The organism is Streptomyces formicae, from assembly GCF_002556545.1.
In the GTDB taxonomy this organism is placed as follows: domain Bacteria; phylum Actinomycetota; class Actinomycetes; order Streptomycetales; family Streptomycetaceae; genus Streptomyces; species Streptomyces formicae_A.
This window is the reverse complement of record NZ_CP022685.1, coordinates 4,170,578-4,187,191: the sequence shown is the minus strand read 5'-3', so window position 1 is coordinate 4,187,191 and position 16,614 is coordinate 4,170,578. Positions and strand designations below refer to the sequence as shown.

General features: G+C 73.7%; 10 protein-coding genes. 5 read left to right on the top strand and 5 right to left on the bottom strand.

Going from position 1 to position 16,614, the window contains the following annotated elements; genetic code table 11:
* Window positions 1-7 precede the first annotated feature (7 nt).
* Entirely contained in the window at window positions 8-943 is a 936-nt protein-coding gene (locus KY5_RS17710; protein WP_098243166.1) for a zinc-binding dehydrogenase, read from the top strand.
* A 27-nt stretch (window positions 944-970) separates the two neighbouring features.
* Here KY5_RS17710 and KY5_RS17705 read toward each other — a convergent pair whose 3' ends face one another.
* The 3 genes from KY5_RS17705 to KY5_RS17695 all read right to left on the bottom strand — a co-directional run bounded on the left by KY5_RS17705 (window position 971) and on the right by KY5_RS17695 (window position 3,810).
* The gene (locus tag KY5_RS17705; protein ID WP_199843124.1) at window positions 971-2,563 is read right to left on the bottom strand and encodes a CehA/McbA family metallohydrolase; all 1,593 of its coding nucleotides are present in this window, start codon (window positions 2,561-2,563) and stop codon (window positions 971-973) included.
* Window positions 2,564-2,705: 142 nt separating this feature from the next.
* Window positions 2,706-3,062, bottom strand: a complete 357-nt coding sequence (locus tag KY5_RS17700) for an antibiotic biosynthesis monooxygenase family protein (protein WP_098243165.1) — start codon at window positions 3,060-3,062, stop codon at window positions 2,706-2,708.
* 313 nt (window positions 3,063-3,375) lie between these two features.
* On the bottom strand, window positions 3,376-3,810 hold the full coding sequence (locus KY5_RS17695) for an ankyrin repeat domain-containing protein (protein WP_098243164.1): 435 nt from the start codon (window positions 3,808-3,810) through the stop codon (window positions 3,376-3,378).
* 111 nt (window positions 3,811-3,921) lie between these two features.
* Between KY5_RS17695 and KY5_RS17690 the strand changes: the two genes are divergently transcribed.
* Together KY5_RS17690 and KY5_RS17685 are read left to right on the top strand one after the other, a co-directional pair.
* Complete coding sequence (locus KY5_RS17690; protein WP_098247320.1) at window positions 3,922-4,782, top strand: TIGR03619 family F420-dependent LLM class oxidoreductase; 861 nt, start codon at window positions 3,922-3,924, stop codon at window positions 4,780-4,782.
* A gap of 110 nt (window positions 4,783-4,892) precedes the next feature.
* Entirely contained in the window at window positions 4,893-7,490 is a 2,598-nt protein-coding gene (locus KY5_RS17685; RefSeq protein WP_234362772.1) for a bifunctional FO biosynthesis protein CofGH, read from the top strand.
* Between the two features lie 44 nt (window positions 7,491-7,534).
* On the opposite strand, the gene KY5_RS17680 is transcribed toward KY5_RS17685, so the two are convergent.
* Window positions 7,535-8,947 (bottom strand): FG-GAP and VCBS repeat-containing protein, encoded by a 1,413-nt coding sequence (locus tag KY5_RS17680; RefSeq protein ID WP_098243162.1) that lies wholly within the window; start codon window positions 8,945-8,947, stop codon window positions 7,535-7,537.
* A gap of 47 nt (window positions 8,948-8,994) precedes the next feature.
* A complete protein-coding gene (locus KY5_RS17675; protein ID WP_098243161.1) occupies window positions 8,995-10,416 on the bottom strand; it encodes an FG-GAP-like repeat-containing protein in 1,422 nt (473 codons plus the stop codon).
* Window positions 10,417-10,567: 151 nt separating this feature from the next.
* Between KY5_RS17675 and KY5_RS17670 the strand changes: the two genes are divergently transcribed.
* Together KY5_RS17670 and KY5_RS17665 are read left to right on the top strand one after the other, a co-directional pair.
* Window positions 10,568-13,000, top strand: coding sequence for a tetratricopeptide repeat protein (locus KY5_RS17670; RefSeq protein WP_234362771.1), 2,433 nt, complete (start codon window positions 10,568-10,570; stop codon window positions 12,998-13,000).
* 83 nt (window positions 13,001-13,083) lie between these two features.
* Complete coding sequence (locus tag KY5_RS17665; protein ID WP_098243159.1) at window positions 13,084-16,464, top strand: tetratricopeptide repeat protein; 3,381 nt, start codon at window positions 13,084-13,086, stop codon at window positions 16,462-16,464.
* Window positions 16,465-16,614: the final 150 nt, after the last annotated feature.

The following is a 16,614-nucleotide window of genomic DNA, read 5'->3' as shown; positions in this document are numbered from 1 at the left end:
TGTCGTCATGAAGGCACTGACGATCGACCACTCAGCCCCGGGACACCTCGCGCTCACCGAGGTCGCCGACCCCGAACCCGCCGCCCACCAGGCCCTGATCCAGGTCCACTCGTTCTCCCTCAACGCGGGCGAGGTCCACCACGTGGTCCCCGAGGGCGAAGCGGGCACGGTGCCCGGCTGGGACGCCGCGGGCGTGGTGGTCAGGGCGGCCGCCGACGGCACCGGCCCCGTGGCCGGTACCCCCGTCGTGACCGTGGGGGCCGAGGGCGCGTGGGCCGAGCTCCGCGCCGTCGACACCGGGATGATGGGCACCGTGCCCGAGGGCGCCGATCCCGGACCCATCAGTACGCTGCCGGTCGCGGCGGGCACCGCCCTGCGCGCCCTGCGCCGTATCGGCCCCATCCTGGGGCGGCGCGTCCTGGTGACCGGCGCGGGCGGCGGCGTCGGCCGCTTCGCCCTCCAGCTCGCGGCCCTCGGCGGCGCCCACGTCACCGCGCTGACCAGCGACCCGGCGAAGGCGGAAGGACTGCGCGCGCTCGGTGCCCACGAGGTCGTCACCGACCCGGCCGCGCTCGCGCACCTGGAGCCGGTGCACGGCGCGGTCGAACTGGTCGGCGGCGCCCACCTGGTCGCCGCGCACGGCGCCCTGACCGAGAACGGCGTGCTGGTCGCCGCGGGCCACTCATCCGGTGACGGCGAGCGGTTCCCGTTCGGAGCCCTCTTCGGAAACGACCGCCGCCACAACCGCCAGATCGTCACCTACTACCTGCTGGACGATGCCGTGGGCCTCGGCGCCGACCTCACCTGGCTCGCCGCGCTCACCGCCAGGGGCGATCTCGACCCGCAGGTCGCCCTGCGCACCGACTGGACGCGGGCGGCGCACGCGGCCGCCGAACTGGCGGGCCGCCGCGTACCGGGCAAGGCCGTCCTGGACATCCGCTGAGCAGGACGAGGACCGCGGGACGAGGGCTCAGGCGCGGCCCAGGAAGATCGGGTTCGTGAAGGCCGACAGGGCGCCGGGCAGGCCGGGCACCGCGGGGGCGTGGCGGACCTCCGCGCGCACGTATGCCGCGTACGACGCGGTGGTACGCCACTCCAGCGTGCCCGCGCCGGACGCGGGAAGCGCCGGGCCCGTGTGCAGGACGCCCTGGTCCGTGACGAAGCGGGGCGTGCAGCCGGGGGCGCCCTTCACGTCCAGGCGGACGGTGACGGGGGCGTCGCGGTCGACGGTGAGGCGCTCGCCGATGCCCGCGTGCTTGCCCCGGCCGCCCGCGGCCGAGAAGGAGAGCTCCACGGACTTGGACTCGGCGATGTAGGAGCGGCCCTTGCGGATGCCGTCCTGGATGGCGTCGCGGGTCAGGTCGTCGGCGAGGACGACGGTCTGGGGGCTGCCGACGGGGTCGGGGTCGCGGTGCGCGTCGCTGTTGCCCATCGCGGGGATCCACGGCTTTCCGCCGCGTACGGAGGCGACGAGCATGCTGTCCCAGTCGGCGAGGGAGATCTCGTCGTCCGGGGTGTACGTGCCGTTCCACACCTCGACCGCGTCGGCCTCGCCGAAGCCGAACTTCCAGTTGCAGCCGACGCAGGTGGCGTGCGGATGGGCGGGCACGACGAGGCCGCCCGAGTCGCGGACCTTGCGCGCGTACCTGCCGAACCGGTTGTCGCGAGCCCGGTAGCGCCAGTCGATGAACGTGCCGGGGTCGGTGCCGAGCGCGACCACGTGGCCGTTGCGGGTGGTGATCTCCTCGCCCAGCATGATCAGCAGGTCGTCGCCCGCGAGGTCGGCCCAGTGCGGGTGCGCGGAGTGCGTGTTGTGCTCGGAGGAGTTGATGAAGTCGAGCCCCGCGGCGCGGGCGGCCGCGGCGATCTCGGCGAGGGTGCGCTTCCCGTCGGAGTACACGGAGTGCAGATGGCAGTCGCCCCGGTACCAGGCGCGGCCGCGGCCCTTGGCGCGATCGGGCGGGTAGACCGGCTTCGGGGTCCGCCCCGGCGCGCCGTACGTGAGGGTGATCGTCACCTCGTACGGCAGCCCCTCGGGGGCGACCGTGTACGGGCCGAGCGCGATGTTCCACGTGCCCGCGCGGACCCGGCCCGCGATGTAGCCGGGCGTTGCCTCGTCGGCGCGGATGAAGAACTCGGTGCGGGCGCCGCCCGACCAGCCGCGGAAGCCCTTGCCGCCGAGCTCGGTGCCGCGCTCGTCGAAGACGCCGATGTCCAGGGCGTTGCCCTGCGTGCCGGCGGGGACCGGCGGCTTGGTGTAGGTGTACGCGACGCGGAGTTCGCTGACACCTTCGGGGATCTCCACGGGCAGATAGACGAAGTCGGGCGCCCCAGGGGGGAGGGTCCCGCGGACGGTCCTCGTCTCGCGGGTGCCCGCTTCCTTGCCGCTGTCCTGCCCCGGCTGCGGGGCGCGCCGCTCGGCGCCACTGGCGAAGCTCACGCCGTTCAACGTAAGCGCGGCGGCGGCTCCCGTCACGAACAGTCCGCGTCTGTTCAGCCCTCTGCTGGCTCCCCCGTTGGTTCCCGTGCCGGTTCCCTCGTGCTGCGGGTGGTCCTCGCACATGCTGCGGCTCCCAGGGTGTCGGTGCTGACGTGGGTGGTGCGTGCAACCCTGGTATTCAGCCGTGAACTGTGCGGCAAGGGAAGAAGATTGACGGACTTACGCCCGGTGTCCGAGGTGTGCCCGGTGCCCGGGGCGCGGCCTGCTACGGCGCGATGACCTCGGCGACGACGTCGTACAGGCCGGGGTTGGGCGTCACCGCTCGCCCGGCCTCGTCGAGTGCCGCCCGGGTGCGTGTCGAGAACTGGGTGTCGGCGATGGCCGCCTCGTACAGCGCCTCGCTCGTCCAGTGCGAGATGTTGACGAGCTGGAAGCGGGTGTCCGTGGAACGGGCCCTGTGCAGACGGGAGTCGACGAACCCCGGCTTGGCCCGCATGAGGTCGACCCGCTTCTCCCAGCCGGAGACGAACTCGTCGAGGTCGACGCCGTCGATCTCGAAGACATTGATGAAGGTGACGGGCGAGCCGCCCGACGTGTCGTGGTGCTGGCTGTCTGTCGTCATGCCACGCAGCCTAGACGGGGCCTGTGCCGCGCGGCGGAGGCGGTGTGGCCGACGTCGGACGTGCGGGGAGGGGGAGTCGATCAGGATCGGTGGTGGGGGGGCAGCTTCTACGTCGGCGACAAGAAGGGCGACAAGAAGGGCGGCAAGGAGGGCGGCAAGGAGGGCGGCAAGAAGAGTGGTGCGCCCAGCCGCGTCGGGATCGACGCGGGCAACGAGGAGGGCGAGAGCCGATGCTGGCCAAGTGCATGGCTCCGGCCGCCGGTTCCGAGGTGACCGAGGGAGGTTACGTACTCAAGGACAAGCTCCCCGTCCGCTAGGCCGTCTCCACCGCCCCCGCCCCCACCAGCACCGCCTCCGTCTCCGGATGCGGCCCGGAAGCCCCCTGCCGCGCCCAGCGCAGCGGTGTGCTCCCGGTGCCGTGGTCCTCCCTGAGGTTCGGGTCGGCGCCGTGCGCGAGCAGTTCGCGGACCGTGTCGGCATGGCCCCACGCGGCGGCCCCGCACAGCGGCGTGCCGTCGGTCAGGCCGGTGCTCTCGGTATCGGGCCGCGCGCCCGCGCGCAGCAGGACCCGGACCGTGTCGGCGGCGCCGTGCACGGACGCGGCGTAGAGCGCGGTGGTGCCCCAGGCGTCGGGCAGTTCGGGGTCGAGACGTCCGGAGCGGAGCAGGGATCTGACCGCGCCCGTGTCGCCGAGCATCGCCGCGAACACGAGGCGATTCGTCAGCTTCTTCCGCATACGTCTGGTCACATGTGTCAGGGTAGTCAGCCCTTGGCCATGGACCAACCGGGTTTCTGGGGATAGGAAGTGCTCCACGGCGGTACCGCCGCAAGCCTCGCCCACGCCTCCCCGGAGGAAACCGTGCGCATCTCCGCGACGCTCTACATGACCGACGGGACGATCGGCCCCGTACGCCTGGCCGGAGAGTTGGAGGGGCGGGGGTTCGACGGGCTCTATCTGCCCGAGCACACCCACATCCCCCTGCCTCGCGAAACCCCCTATCCGGGCGGTGAACTCCCGCCCGAGTGTGCCCGGATGCTCAGCCCCTTCGTCGCCCTCGCGCAGGCCGCAGCCGTCACCGAGCGGATCACGCTCGGCACCAACATCGCCCTGGTCGCCCAGCACGACGCGATCGACCTCGCCAAGCAGATCGCGACGCTCGACCACCTCTCCGGCGGCCGCGTCACCCTCGGCATCGGCTACGGCTGGAACCGCGAGGAGGCCGCCGACCACGGCGTGGAGTGGCCGCGCAGACGGGCCGTCGTCCGGGACAGGATGGCGGTCATGCGGGCGCTGTGGGCGGAGCAACCCACCGAGTATGAAGGCGAGTTCGCGAGCGTGCGGCCCAGTGAGGTGTATCCGAAGCCGCTGCTCGCGCCCCGCAAGCGGCTCGGCAAGGGCCCGCTGTTCGGGCCGCGCACGCTCATCGGGGGCGCGGCGGGCCCCGGGCTCTTCGCGCACATCGCGGAGTACGCCGACGGCTGGATGCCGATCGGCGGCAGCGGCCTGCGCGAGGCGCTGCCCGTGCTGCGGCAGGTGTGGGCGGACGCGGGGCGGGATCCGGACGATCTGTACGTGGCGGTGACGGCCGTGCGGCCCGAGGCGGGCAAGCTCGCGCACTACGCGGAACTCGGCATCGACGAGGCGGTCGTGCAGCTGCCACCGGCGGGTGTGACCGAGGTGTGCGCGGCCCTCGACGCCCACCAGCGCCACCTGCGGTGACAGGCGACGGAAGGCGGGCGCTGACCCGGAATCGGGCAGCGGGAGAGGCGGGGACCGGTGAGCGGAAGTATCTGTAGGAGTCACGTGTTGTCGCTCGTATGCTCGGAGACATGACCAACAGCGCGCAGCCACCCGAGGCCGGACGACCCACCGCCAACGCCATGCGGCGCGCGCTCAGGCGGGCCAGGGACGGTGTCGCGCTCGACGTGACGGAGGCCGCCGTGCTGCTCCAGGCGCGCGGCGAGGACCTCGACGACCTCACGGCGTCGGCGGCGCGGGTGCGCGACGCGGGACTCGAGGCCGCGGGCCGCCCGGGCGTCATCACGTACTCGAAGAGCGTGTTCATCCCGCTCACCAGGCTCTGCCGCGACAAGTGCCACTACTGCACCTTCGTGACCGTCCCCGGCAAGCTGCGCCGCGAGGGCCACGGGATGTTCATGTCCCCCGACGAGGTCCTCGACATCGCGCGCAAGGGCGCCGCACTGGGCTGCAAGGAAGCGCTGATCACCCTCGGCGACAAGCCGGAGGACCGCTGGCCCGAGGCGCGCGAGTGGCTGGAGGCCGAGGGGTACGACGACACCATCGCCTACGTCCGCGCCATCTCGATCCGCATCCTCGAGGAGACGGGCCTGCTTCCGCACCTCAACCCGGGCGTGCTCACCTGGACGGACTTCCAGCGGCTCAAGCCGGTCGCGCCCAGCATGGGGATGATGCTGGAGACCACCTCCGAGCGCCTGTGGTCCGAGCCGGGCCAGCCGCACTACGGCTCGCCCGACAAGGAGCCCGCCGTACGCCTGCGGGTCCTCGAGGACGCGGGCCGCTCCTCCGTGCCGTTCACCAGCGGGCTGCTCATCGGCATCGGCGAGACGTACGAGGAGCGCGCCGACTCGCTGTTCGCGCTGCGCCGCGTCGCGCGGTCGTACCACGGCGTCCAGGAGCTGATCATCCAGAACTTCCGCGCCAAGCCGGACACGGCGATGCGCGGCATGCCCGACGCCGAACTCGACGACCTCGTCGCCACCGTCGCCGTCGCCCGGCACATCATGGGCCCCTCGGGCAACATCCAGGCCCCGCCGAACCTCGTCGACGGCGAGTACCAGCGCCTCATCGGCGCGGGCATCGACGACTGGGGCGGCGTCTCGCCCGTCACCATCGACCACGTCAACCCCGAGAAGCCGTGGCCGGGCATCGACGAGCTCGCCGAGCGGTCGGCGGCGGAGGGCTTCACGCTCCGGGAACGCCTCTGCGTCTACCCCGAGTTCGTACGACGGGGCGAGCCCTGGCTCGACCCGCGCCTCCTGCCGCACGTGCGGGCCCTCGCCGACCCGGAGACCGGCCTCGCCCTCCCCGACGCCACCGTCGAGGGCCACCCCTGGCAGGAGCCCGACGAGGGCTATGTCGCGGCAGGCGGCCGCACCGACCTGCACCGCACCATCGACACCACCGGGCGCACCGCCGACCGGCGCGACGACTTCGACGAGGTGTACGGCGACTGGGACGCGCTGCGCGAGCAGGCGGCGCCCGGCATGGTGCCCTCGCGCATCGACGGCGACGTGCGCACCGCCCTGAAGCAGGCCGCCGACGACCCGACGAAGCTCACCGACGACGAGGCGCTCGCGCTGCTTCACGCCGACGGGCCCGCGCTCGACGCGCTGTGCGGCATCGCGGACGACATCCGCAAGAGCGTCAACGGCGACGACGTCACGTACATCGTCACGCGCAACATCAACTTCACCAACGTCTGTTACACCGGCTGCCGCTTCTGCGCCTTCGCGCAGAGGAGGACGGACGCGGACGCCTACACCCTCTCCCTGGACCAGGTCGCCGACCGGGCCGCGCAGGCGTGGGACGTCGGCGCGGTCGAGGTCTGCATGCAGGGCGGCATCCACCCCGACCTGCCGGGCACCGCCTACTTCGACATCGCGCGTGCGGTGAAGGAGCGCGTGCCCGGCATGCACGTGCACGCCTTCTCGCCGATGGAGGTCGTCAACGGCGCGACCAGGACCGGGCTCTCGATCCGCGAGTGGCTGACCGCCGCCAAGGAGGCCGGGCTCGGCTCGATCCCCGGCACGGCCGCCGAGATCCTCGACGACGAGGTGCGCTGGGTCCTCACCAAGGGCAAGCTGCCGACGGCCACCTGGATCGAGGTCATCAAGACCGCGCACGAGCTCGGCATCCGGTCGAGCTCGACGATGATGTACGGGCACGTGGACCAGCCGCGCCACTGGCTCGGCCACTTCCGCACCCTGGCCGAGATCCAGCAAGAGACCGGCGGCTTCACGGAGTTCGTGACGCTGCCCTTCATCCACACCAACGCGCCGGTCTACCTCGCGGGTATCGCACGTCCGGGCCCGACGACCCGCGACAACCGCGCGGTGACCGCGATGGCGCGCGTCCTGCTGCACCCGCACATCCCCAACATCCAGACCAGCTGGGTCAAGCTCGGCCAGGAGGGCGCCGCCGAGATGCTGAGGTCGGGCGCGAACGACCTGGGCGGCACGCTGATGGAGGAGACCATCTCCCGCATGGCGGGCTCCAGTTACGGCTCGTACCGCTCGATCGAGGACCTCATCGCCATCGCCGACGCGGCGGGCAGGCCCGCGAAGCCGCGTACGACGCTGTACGGCGAGGTGCCGCAGGAGCGGCAGCGGGCCGCGCTGGCGTCGGACGGGCACCTGCCGGACCTGCTGCCGGTGCTGGACAGCTGAGCGGGGGCGCCCCCGGCGGGACACCCCCGCCGGGGGCGCGCGGGTCAGTGCCCCAGCGGCTCGCCGAACAGGGCCTGCTTCTCCGGCACGCCGACCGCGGCGGGCCCGAAGGACGTGATGCCCGTGACGGTCAGACCGCCCGCTGAGCCCCGCAGGTGCCACGCGGCGCCGGAGTCGGCGTACGCCCCGTCCTCGTAGGGAGCGGTCGCCGTCAGGTCGGCCTTGCCGTCCTTGTTCGTGTCGGAGAGCAGGACCTCGCTGCCGAAGCGGTCGCTCTCCTCGGAGGCGCCGGGCACGCCCGTCGTGGACTGGTGGAACGCCTGCGAGCCCGTGCCGGTCAGGCCCGCGCGCGAGCCCTTGAGGAGGACGGTGCTGCCCGCGTTGACGACCGACTCGATGTCCTCGCCGGGGATGCCGACGGCGACGTCCGCGTAGCCGTCGCCGTTCACGTCGCCCGCGCTGATCGCGGCGCCGAACTCGTCGCCCTTCTCGCCGACGCCGGGGACGCCCGCCGTGTCCTGGGTGATCTTCGCGGTACGGGTCGTCGAAGGCCCGGTCGCGGTCCCGTACTTGATGAGGATCGTGCCCTTCTGGTAGGGCATGTCCTCGAAGTTGCCGCCGATGTCGCGGACGATCAGGTCGCCGTAGCCGTCCTTGTCGACGTCCGCGATCGCCCCGCCCATGGAGGGCGCGAGCCGCTGCGAGGTGGTGCTGACGCCGTCCTTGCCGCCCTTCCAGAACTGGCTGGCGTTCGCCATCTCCTCGAAGCCGTGGTTGCTGACGATGTCGTCGGCGCCGTCGCCGGTGAGGTCGCCGGTGACGAAGCCGCCGGGGCCGTAGGTCTGGCTGGTGACGATCTGCTGGGTGCTCGCGGGCTTGCCGTCGCGGGTGAACGGGCCGTACGAGAGGGTCATGCCCTGGTCGTCGTTGTCCGGGTCGTCGCTGCGCGGGTAGTCGGCCGTGACCAGGTCGCGCTTGCCGTCGCCGTTGAAGTCACCGGCGGCGACGCGCGCGCCGATCCAGGGCAGTTCGGCGCTGCCCTCGCCGGTCAGGCCCGCCGCGGAGCCCCACAGGACGACCGCCTTGCCGTCGTAGCCGTTGACGACGAGGTCGGTGTAGCCGTCGCCGTCGAGGTCGGCGGTGGCCGTCCCCTGGCCGAACCGGCCGCCGCTCTTGGGCTCGCCCGGCACGCCAGGGGTGGCGCGACTGATGGTCTTGGCGTGGGCGACGTCGGGGCCCTTGACCGAGCCGTAGACGATCGAGACGTGGCCGGGGGTGTTGCTCTCGGGGTCGCCGATCGCGGAGATCGCGAGGTCGGCGTAGCCGTCGTGGTTGAAGTCGGTGACCGGGGTGCGCGGCGGCACGGGCGCGGCCGACGCGGAGCCCGCGGTGGCGACGAGCGCGAGCGGCGTGGCGAGCGCGGCGGCCGCGACGGCGGCGATGAGGGAGCGACGCACTGATCCTCCAGTGTCAGAAGGTGTGTGAGAGCTGAGGTCGGTGTGGTTCAGCCGGTGACGCGGTAGCCGAACCGGGCGGTCTTCTCGGGTGCGCCGAGCTTGACCGGGCTGAGCGTGGCCGCGCCGGTGGTGGTGAGGCCGCTCGCGGAGCCGAAGAGGTGCCAGGTGGCGCCGGAGTCGGCGTACGTGCCGTCCTCCAGGGGCGCGCCGACGGACAGGTCGGCCTTGCCGTCCTTGGTCAGGTCGGTGAGGAGCACCGAGCGGCCGAAGTCGTCGCCCGCCTCGGAGGCGCCGGGCACTCCGGCGGTGGACTGGTTGTAGGCGATCGCGCCCTTGCCGGTCAGCCCGCCGCTCGCCTTGGCCGCGCCCTTGAGCAGGACGACGGCGCCGGTGCCCGTGGCGTCGCCGAGGCTCTCGCCGGGCACGCCGACGGCGAGGTCGGCCTTGCCGTCGCCGTTCACGTCACCCGCGCTGAGCGAGGCGCCGAACGCGTCGTCGTCCTCGCTGGCGCCGGGAACGCCCTCGGTCGCCTGCGTGATGACCTTCTTGCGCGCGGAGGGGCCTGTCGCGCTGCCGTACTGGATCTGGATGCTGCCGGGGGAGCTGTCGGGGACCTCGGAGACGCTGCCGATGTCGCGCAGGGCCAGATCGCCGTAGCCGTCGCCGTCGAAGTCGCCGACGGTTCCGCTGATCGCCGTGGTCAGCGCCGTGGAGGTGCCGCTGACGGCGGTCCTGCCGCCCTTCCAGAAGCGCGCCTCGTGCTGCATCTCCTCGAAGCCGTGCGTACTGACGATGTCGTCGATGCCGTCGCCCGTGAGGTCACCGGCGATGAAGGACCGCAGGCCCGACGGGCCGTCGCTGGTCACGATCGACTGCTTGCCCGCGGGCTTGCCCGCCCGCGTGAACGGGCCGCGCAGCACGGACATCCCGGCGACGTCCGGGTCGTCGCTCGGGTAGGAGCCGACGACGAGGTCCCGCTTCCCGTCGCCGTTGAAGTCGCCCGCCGCGTAGTCCGCGTAGTGGTAGGGCAGGACCGTGTCCCGGCCGGTCAGGCCGTCCTTGGAGCCCCACAGGACGGTGTCGTCCGCGCCGTCGCCGCCGCTGGTCACGACCAGGTCGGTGTAGCCGTCGGCGTCGAGGTCGGCGGGGACCGTCTGCGCGCCGAAGGCGTAGGTGCCCGCGACGTCGCCGGGCACGCCGGGTGTCGCGCGGCTGATCAGCTGGTGGCGCGCGGCGTCGGGGCCCGTGGCCGAGCCGAGGACGACCGAGACGTATCCGGCGCCGGCGGAGCCGTCGACCGTGCCGTTCGGCGCGGCGATCGCCAGGTCGGCGAAGCCGTCGCCGTTGAAGTCGACGACGGGGGTGCGGGGCGGCACGGGCGCGGCCGCCGCGGTGCCCGCGGTGACGGTGAGGGCGAGCGGCGTGGCCAGGGCGGCGACCGCCACGGCGACGATGATCTTGCGGCGCACTGATCCTCCTGTGGGGAACTGCTGTGGCGTAGGGGGAGACGGGCGGCCCGCGGGGATGGTTGTACACCGCGCGGTCTCTTGTACGTGGTGTGGGTGTTCGGTGCCTTTCCGTCACCGTTCACCTGGCCGACGCCCGCGCGCGGTGGCACGCATGCGCGAGACTGGGGTCCAACGGGCGGCGGCGGAGGGGCTGATGGCGCGGGCAAGGGTGTCGATGCAGGGGCTCATCCGACAGCGGCGGCGGGCCGGTTTCGTGGGGCGACGCGACGAACTGGGCGCGTTCGGCGACAACTTCGAGCTGCCGCCCGAGGACGACCGCCACCGCTTCCTCTTCCACGTGCACGGCCCCGCGGGTGTCGGAAAGACCTCACTCGTGCGGGAAATGTGCCAACTTGCCACAGGGCGTGGCGCTTTCGTCGTGTACGTCGATGAGGCCACGGTCGACGTCCCCTCCGTGCTGGCCGAGGCCGGTGCCCAGTTCGCCCAGCAGGGACGCATGTTGAAGACACTGGAGCGCGCCCTCGCCACCTACCGGCAGCGCGCCCACGAGGCCGTCGTCGCCGCGGCCCGCGAGCCGGGGCCCGACGTGCCCTCGGCGGGCAGCGTCGCGCTGGCCCGCGCCGGCGTCGTCGGACTCGGCATGGTCCCGGTGGTGGGGGCCTTCGCCGGGGTCGTCGACGCGGACCGGGTCGCGCACGGCGCCGACCGGCTGCGGGCGCGCTTCCGCAGCCAGGAGGACGCCCGCCTGGTCCTGGAGCCCGAGCGCGTCCTGACCCCCGTGTTCCTGGACGAGCTGGCGGACGCCGCCGACGCCGCGCCGTGGCTCGTGCTGTTCTTCGACACCTACGAACGCACCGCGCCGTTCCTGGACCGCTGGCTGCACGAGGTGATGACGACCGACCGGCACGGCGAACTGCCCGCCAACGCCGTGGTGGTGACCGCGGGGCAGCGCCCCCTGGACCCGGCCCGCTGGGACGGCGCCGCGGACTTCGCCGCCGAGCTGCCGCTGCGGCCCTTCACCGAGGCCGAGGCGCGCGACCTGCTCACCGCCAAGGGCGTCACCGAGGAACCGGTGGTCACGGAGGTGCTGCGCCTCTCGGGGCGGCTGCCCGTGCTCGTCTCCACGCTCGCCGAGACCGGACCCGCGGCCCCCGGCGACGTCGGCGACCCGAGCGCCACGGCCGTGGAGCGCTTCCTGAAGTGGGAGCAGGACCCGGTGCGCAGGGCCGTCGCCCTGGACTGCGCGCTGCCCCGGCGGCTCGACGAGGAGATCGTGCGGGCCGCCGTCGACGGGGGCGGCGAGGTCCCCGCCGAGCTGTACGGCTGGCTGCGCGCCCTCCCGTTCGTGCGCGCCGACCGCACCGGCGTCGCCCGCTACCACGACGTCGTACGCACCCCGATGCTCCGCCTGCGCCGCACCACCGAGCCCGCGCTGTGGAGTTCGGGCCACACCCGCGTCGCCGAGCTGTACGGGCGCCGCCGCGCCGCTCTGGAGGAGGAGCTGCGGGGCGAGGCGGGCCGTCCCTGGATGCGGCCGCCGTGGCGTGCGCTGCGCGTCGAGGAGCTGTACCACCAGCTGTGCGCGGGGCCCAGGGCCGCGCTCCCCGGCGTGCTGCGCGAGGGCATCGAGGCCTGCCGCGCGGGCACCGCGACCGCCCGCGAATGGGCGGGGGCGGTCGCGGACGCCGCCGAGGACACGGACGCGGAGCACCTGCGGGTCTGGGCGGATGACTGCCGTGCCGCGCTCGCCGACGAACGCACCGGAGCCCTCGACCTCCTCGATCTCTTCCTGGCCCGTCCTGGCCTCGACGACGCGGGCCGGGTGGCCGCGTACAACGTGCACGGGCTGCGGCTCTTCCACCTCGGCCGGCTGCGCGAGGCGCTCGGCGACCACGAGCGCGCCATCGCGCTCGACCCCGCCGACCCGTGGGGCCACCACGGCCTCGCCGTCACCTACCGGGCGCTCGGCGAGTACGAGACGGCGCTCCACCACCTGGACGCCGCCGACGAGGTGGTGCCGGGCGCGGAGTGGGTGGCGCGCGACCGGGGCGAGACCTACCGGCGCATGGGCCGCCCGGAGGACGCCCTGCCCTGGCTCGACCGCGCGCACGCCATCGACCCGAGCGAACCGCTGACCCTGGGCAGCCGGGGCCAGGTGAAGTTCCTCCTCGGTCACCCCCACGAGGCCCTCGCCGACCTGGACCGCGCGCTCGCCCTGTGGCCCGACTACCCCTGGGCGCTCGCCCGCAGGGCCCACATCAGACATGCCGTCGGCGATGTCCCCGGCGCCCTCGCCGACCTGGACCGCGCCGAGGAGCTGGACCCGGACGGCGCGCGCATCCTCGGCGAGCGCGGCGACGTGCTGCGCTTCGCGGGCCGCCACGACGAGGCCGTCACCGCCTACGACGCGGCGCTCGCGATCGACCCCGGCTACGCGTGGGCGTGGGGCAGCAGGGCCATGGCCCTTGAGGCACTCGGCCGTACGGAGGAGGCGGTGGCGTCACTGGACGAGGCGCTGCGGATCGACACGGAGTACGCGTGGGCGCGCGAGCAGCGGGAGCGGATCACGGGACGAACCGCCTAGCCACGGTGGAGAGTTCGTCCGTACAAGGGGAAACTGGTGGCCGTTCCGGCCAGTGCTGGGCAGTGGGTGACGGGGGAGGGGCGATGGCGCAGGCCGACGAGGCGGAGCCGTCCATGCAGGAGCTGATCCGCCGCAGGGGCAGGGCCGGATTCATCGGCCGCCGCGGCGAACTGGCGGCGTTCCGCGAGAACTTCGACGTGCCGCCCGCCGATCTGCGCCACCGTTTCCTCTTCCACGTCCACGGCAACGCGGGCGTCGGCAAGACCTCCCTCGTGCACGAGATGGAGCAGCTCGCCCGCGAGCGCGGCGCCCTGACCGCGTACGTCGACGAGTCGGTGGGCAGCGTCCCCGAGGCGATGGCGGCCATCAGCGCCGAATTCGCGCGGCAGGGGCGGCGGTTGAAGGAGCTCGACCAGATCCTCGCCACGCATCGCGAGCGCCGCCACGAGGCGGAGTCGGCCCCGGCGGTACCGCCCGCCGGTGCGTCGGGGGCGCCGGGTGCCGAGCCCGCCCCGTCCGCGGGCAGCATGACGGCGGCTCGCGCGAGCCTGGTGGGGCTCGGCCTCGTGCCGGGCGTCGGCGCGTTCGCGGGCGCCGTCGACCCGGCCCAACTCGCCCAGGGCGCCGACCGGTTGAGGGCCAGCCTCAGTGCCCGCTTCCGCAATCAGGAGGACGTCCAGCTGGTCCTGTCCCCCGAGCGCGTCCTCACCCCGGTGCTCCTGAGGGAACTGGCGGGGGCCGCGAAGGCGGTGCCGTGGATCGTGCTGCTCTTCGACACGTACGAAAGGACGTCGCTGTTCCTCGACGGCTGGCTGCACGAGGTGATGACGACCGAGCGGCACGGCGCGCTGCCCGCCAAGGTCGTCGTGGTCACGGCGGGCCAGCGGCCCTTCGACACCGCCCGCTGGGGCGGCTACGCGGACTACGTCACGGACGTGCCGCTCGGACCCTTCACCGAGGAGGAGTCCCGCGGCCTGCTCGCGGGCAAGGGCGTGGTCGCCGAGCCGGTGATCGAGGAGGTGCTTCGCCTCTCCGGCGGGCTCCCCGTCCTCGTGTCGACCCTCGCGGAGAACCGCCCCACCGACCCCGACGACGTGGGCGATCCGAGCGTCACGGCGGTGGAGCGGTTCCTGAAGTGGGAGCAGGACCCGGTGCGCCGGGCGTCCGCGCTGGCGTGCGCGCTGCCGAGGCGGCTCGACGCGGACGTGGTCGGGGCCGCGGTGGCGGGAGTGTGCCAGGAGGCCGAGGTGCCCGGCGTCTTCGCCTGGCTGCGCGGCCTGCCGTTCGTCAGCGACCGGGGCGACCGGCTCCAGTACCACGACGTGGTGCGCGCCCCGATGCTGCGCCTCCAGCGCCACCGCTCGCCGCGCGGCTGGGCCGAGCTGCACGGGCTCCTCGCCCGGACGTTCGAGCAGTGGCGCTCCGCGGCCGCAGGGGGCCGCGACCTCAAGGAGCTGTGGATGGACGAGGCGTGGCGCGAGCTGCGTATCGCCGAGTCCTACCACCTGCTGTGCGGGGCGCCGAGGACGGCGCTGCCGACCGTCCTGGCGGACGTCGTCGAGGCGTGCGACGTGGGCAGGGGCGTGGCCCAGCGGTGGGCGAGGCTCCTGGTGGACGCCGGGGAGGACGCGGAGTCCGAGGCGGTCGGCGCGTGGGGCCGCGACCTCCTGGCGGCGCTCGGGGAGGGCGCGGGGCCAGCGGCGCTGCAACTGCTGCTCGACCGGGCGGGCCTGGACACGGCGTGCCAGGCGGTGGCGCGCCTGGTGCGGGCCCGCGACCTCAGGGAGAGCGGCCTGCACGCGGAGGCCCTCGCCGAGTACGACCGGGTCTTCGCGCTCGACCCCGACCTGGAGCGCACCCACTACGGCAGGGGCGTCACGTACTGGTACATGGACGACGAGGCCGCCGCCCTCGCCAGCCTGGACCGCGCCGTGGAGCTGGGTCCCGACCTGGCGAGGACGTACTCGATGCGGGGCGAGGTCCACCGCAACAACGGGCACTACGAGGAGGCGCTGCGGGACCTCGACCGGGCCGTCGAGCTCGACCCGACGGACGAGGAGGCGCTGGCGAGCCGGGGCTGCCTCCACCACACGCAGGGGCGGCACGACGCGGCCCTCGCCGACCTGGACCGCGCCATCGCGCTCGCCCCCGACTACGTGTGGGCGCTGGTCCGCAGGGGCATGACGCGGGTCGACCTCGACGAGTACGACCGCGCTCTGGTGGACCTGAACCGCGCGGTGGAGCTGGCCCCCTCGCTGGGCTGGGTGGTCTGCGACCGGGGCAACGCGCTGCGCGTCGCCGACCGCGACGAGGAGGCCCTCGCCGACTACGACAAGGCCATCGACATCGCCGCCGACAACTGGGCGGCGTACGCGGGCCGGGGCGTTTCGCGGAGCAATCTGGGGCGGCGCGACGAGGCGCTCGCCGATCTGGACCGGGCCCTCGAACTCGCCCCGGACTACGCGTGGGCGCGCGCCCACCGGGCCAGGATCCTCCACGAGATGGGCGAGCACGAGAGGGCGCTGGCGGACGCGGACCGGGCCAAGGAGCTCTCGCCCGACACCGACTGGATCCTGTACTACCGGGCGGGCGCGCTCTACTCCCTGGACCGGTACGAGGAGGCCCGCGCGGATCTGGACCGGGCCATCGAGCTGGACCCCGAATACCACACGGCGCTCTGCCGCAGGAGCCTGGTGCTGCGCCAACTGAACCTCTACCACGAGGCGTTCGCCGATCTGGACCGGGCCCTCGCGCTCGAACCCCGGTCGGGCTGGGCCCTGCGCCTGCGGGCCGGGCTCGCCTCGGCCACCGGCAGGACCGAGCGGGCGCTCGCCGATCTCGCCGCCTACGCCGAGTGCGGCGCGGAGCCGGAGTGGGCACGCCGCGCGCGGGCCGACGTCCACCTGTGGCGGGGCCGTCCCGACCTGGCACTCGACGACCTGCGGCCCGACGCGGACGCCGGGGGCGCCGACGGCGCGGAGGAGCTGTCCAAGGCGTACCTCAGGAGGGGGGAGTGGGCGCTGGCGCGCGCCGCGGCGGAGCGGCTGGGCGCCGAGGACGCGGAGACCGCCGCCATCATGGTCGCCATCGTGGTGACCTGCGCCGAGGGCGCGGCCGCCGCGGCCCCGCTCTGGCGCCGGGTCGAGCGGCTCGCCGGGGAGTCGGGCATCGACTCGGTGTGGCTGGACTTCCTGTACGCCGTGATCGCCGTGGCGCGGGGCGACTGGGCCGAGCTCGACGCCCGCATCGCCGGCGTCCTGGGGCCGCGCCTCCCCACTCTCGAATGGGACGACCTCGCGGAGATGGCCGGGTTCCTCACGGACCTCCTGAACGCCCCGGGCGCTGACCGCGCCCGCCTCGGCCCGCGGCTCGCCCGCATCGCCGCGGCCAGGGACGACTTCGGCGCGCGGTACGCGGAAGGGGCTCCGGCGGCGGCTCGGGCGTCCGGCTCTGCGGACGTCTGACCGCCCGGTTCTTGGACGTCTGATGAACATGGTTCGCGGACTCCGTGAACGTCGTTCAAAAGCGACCTCAGGGGCGACTCGTCGCATACCACTTGGCGCCTGAACCGATCGTTCCCGGTCGATTACAGTGCTGCGCAGTCGCAACCGGTC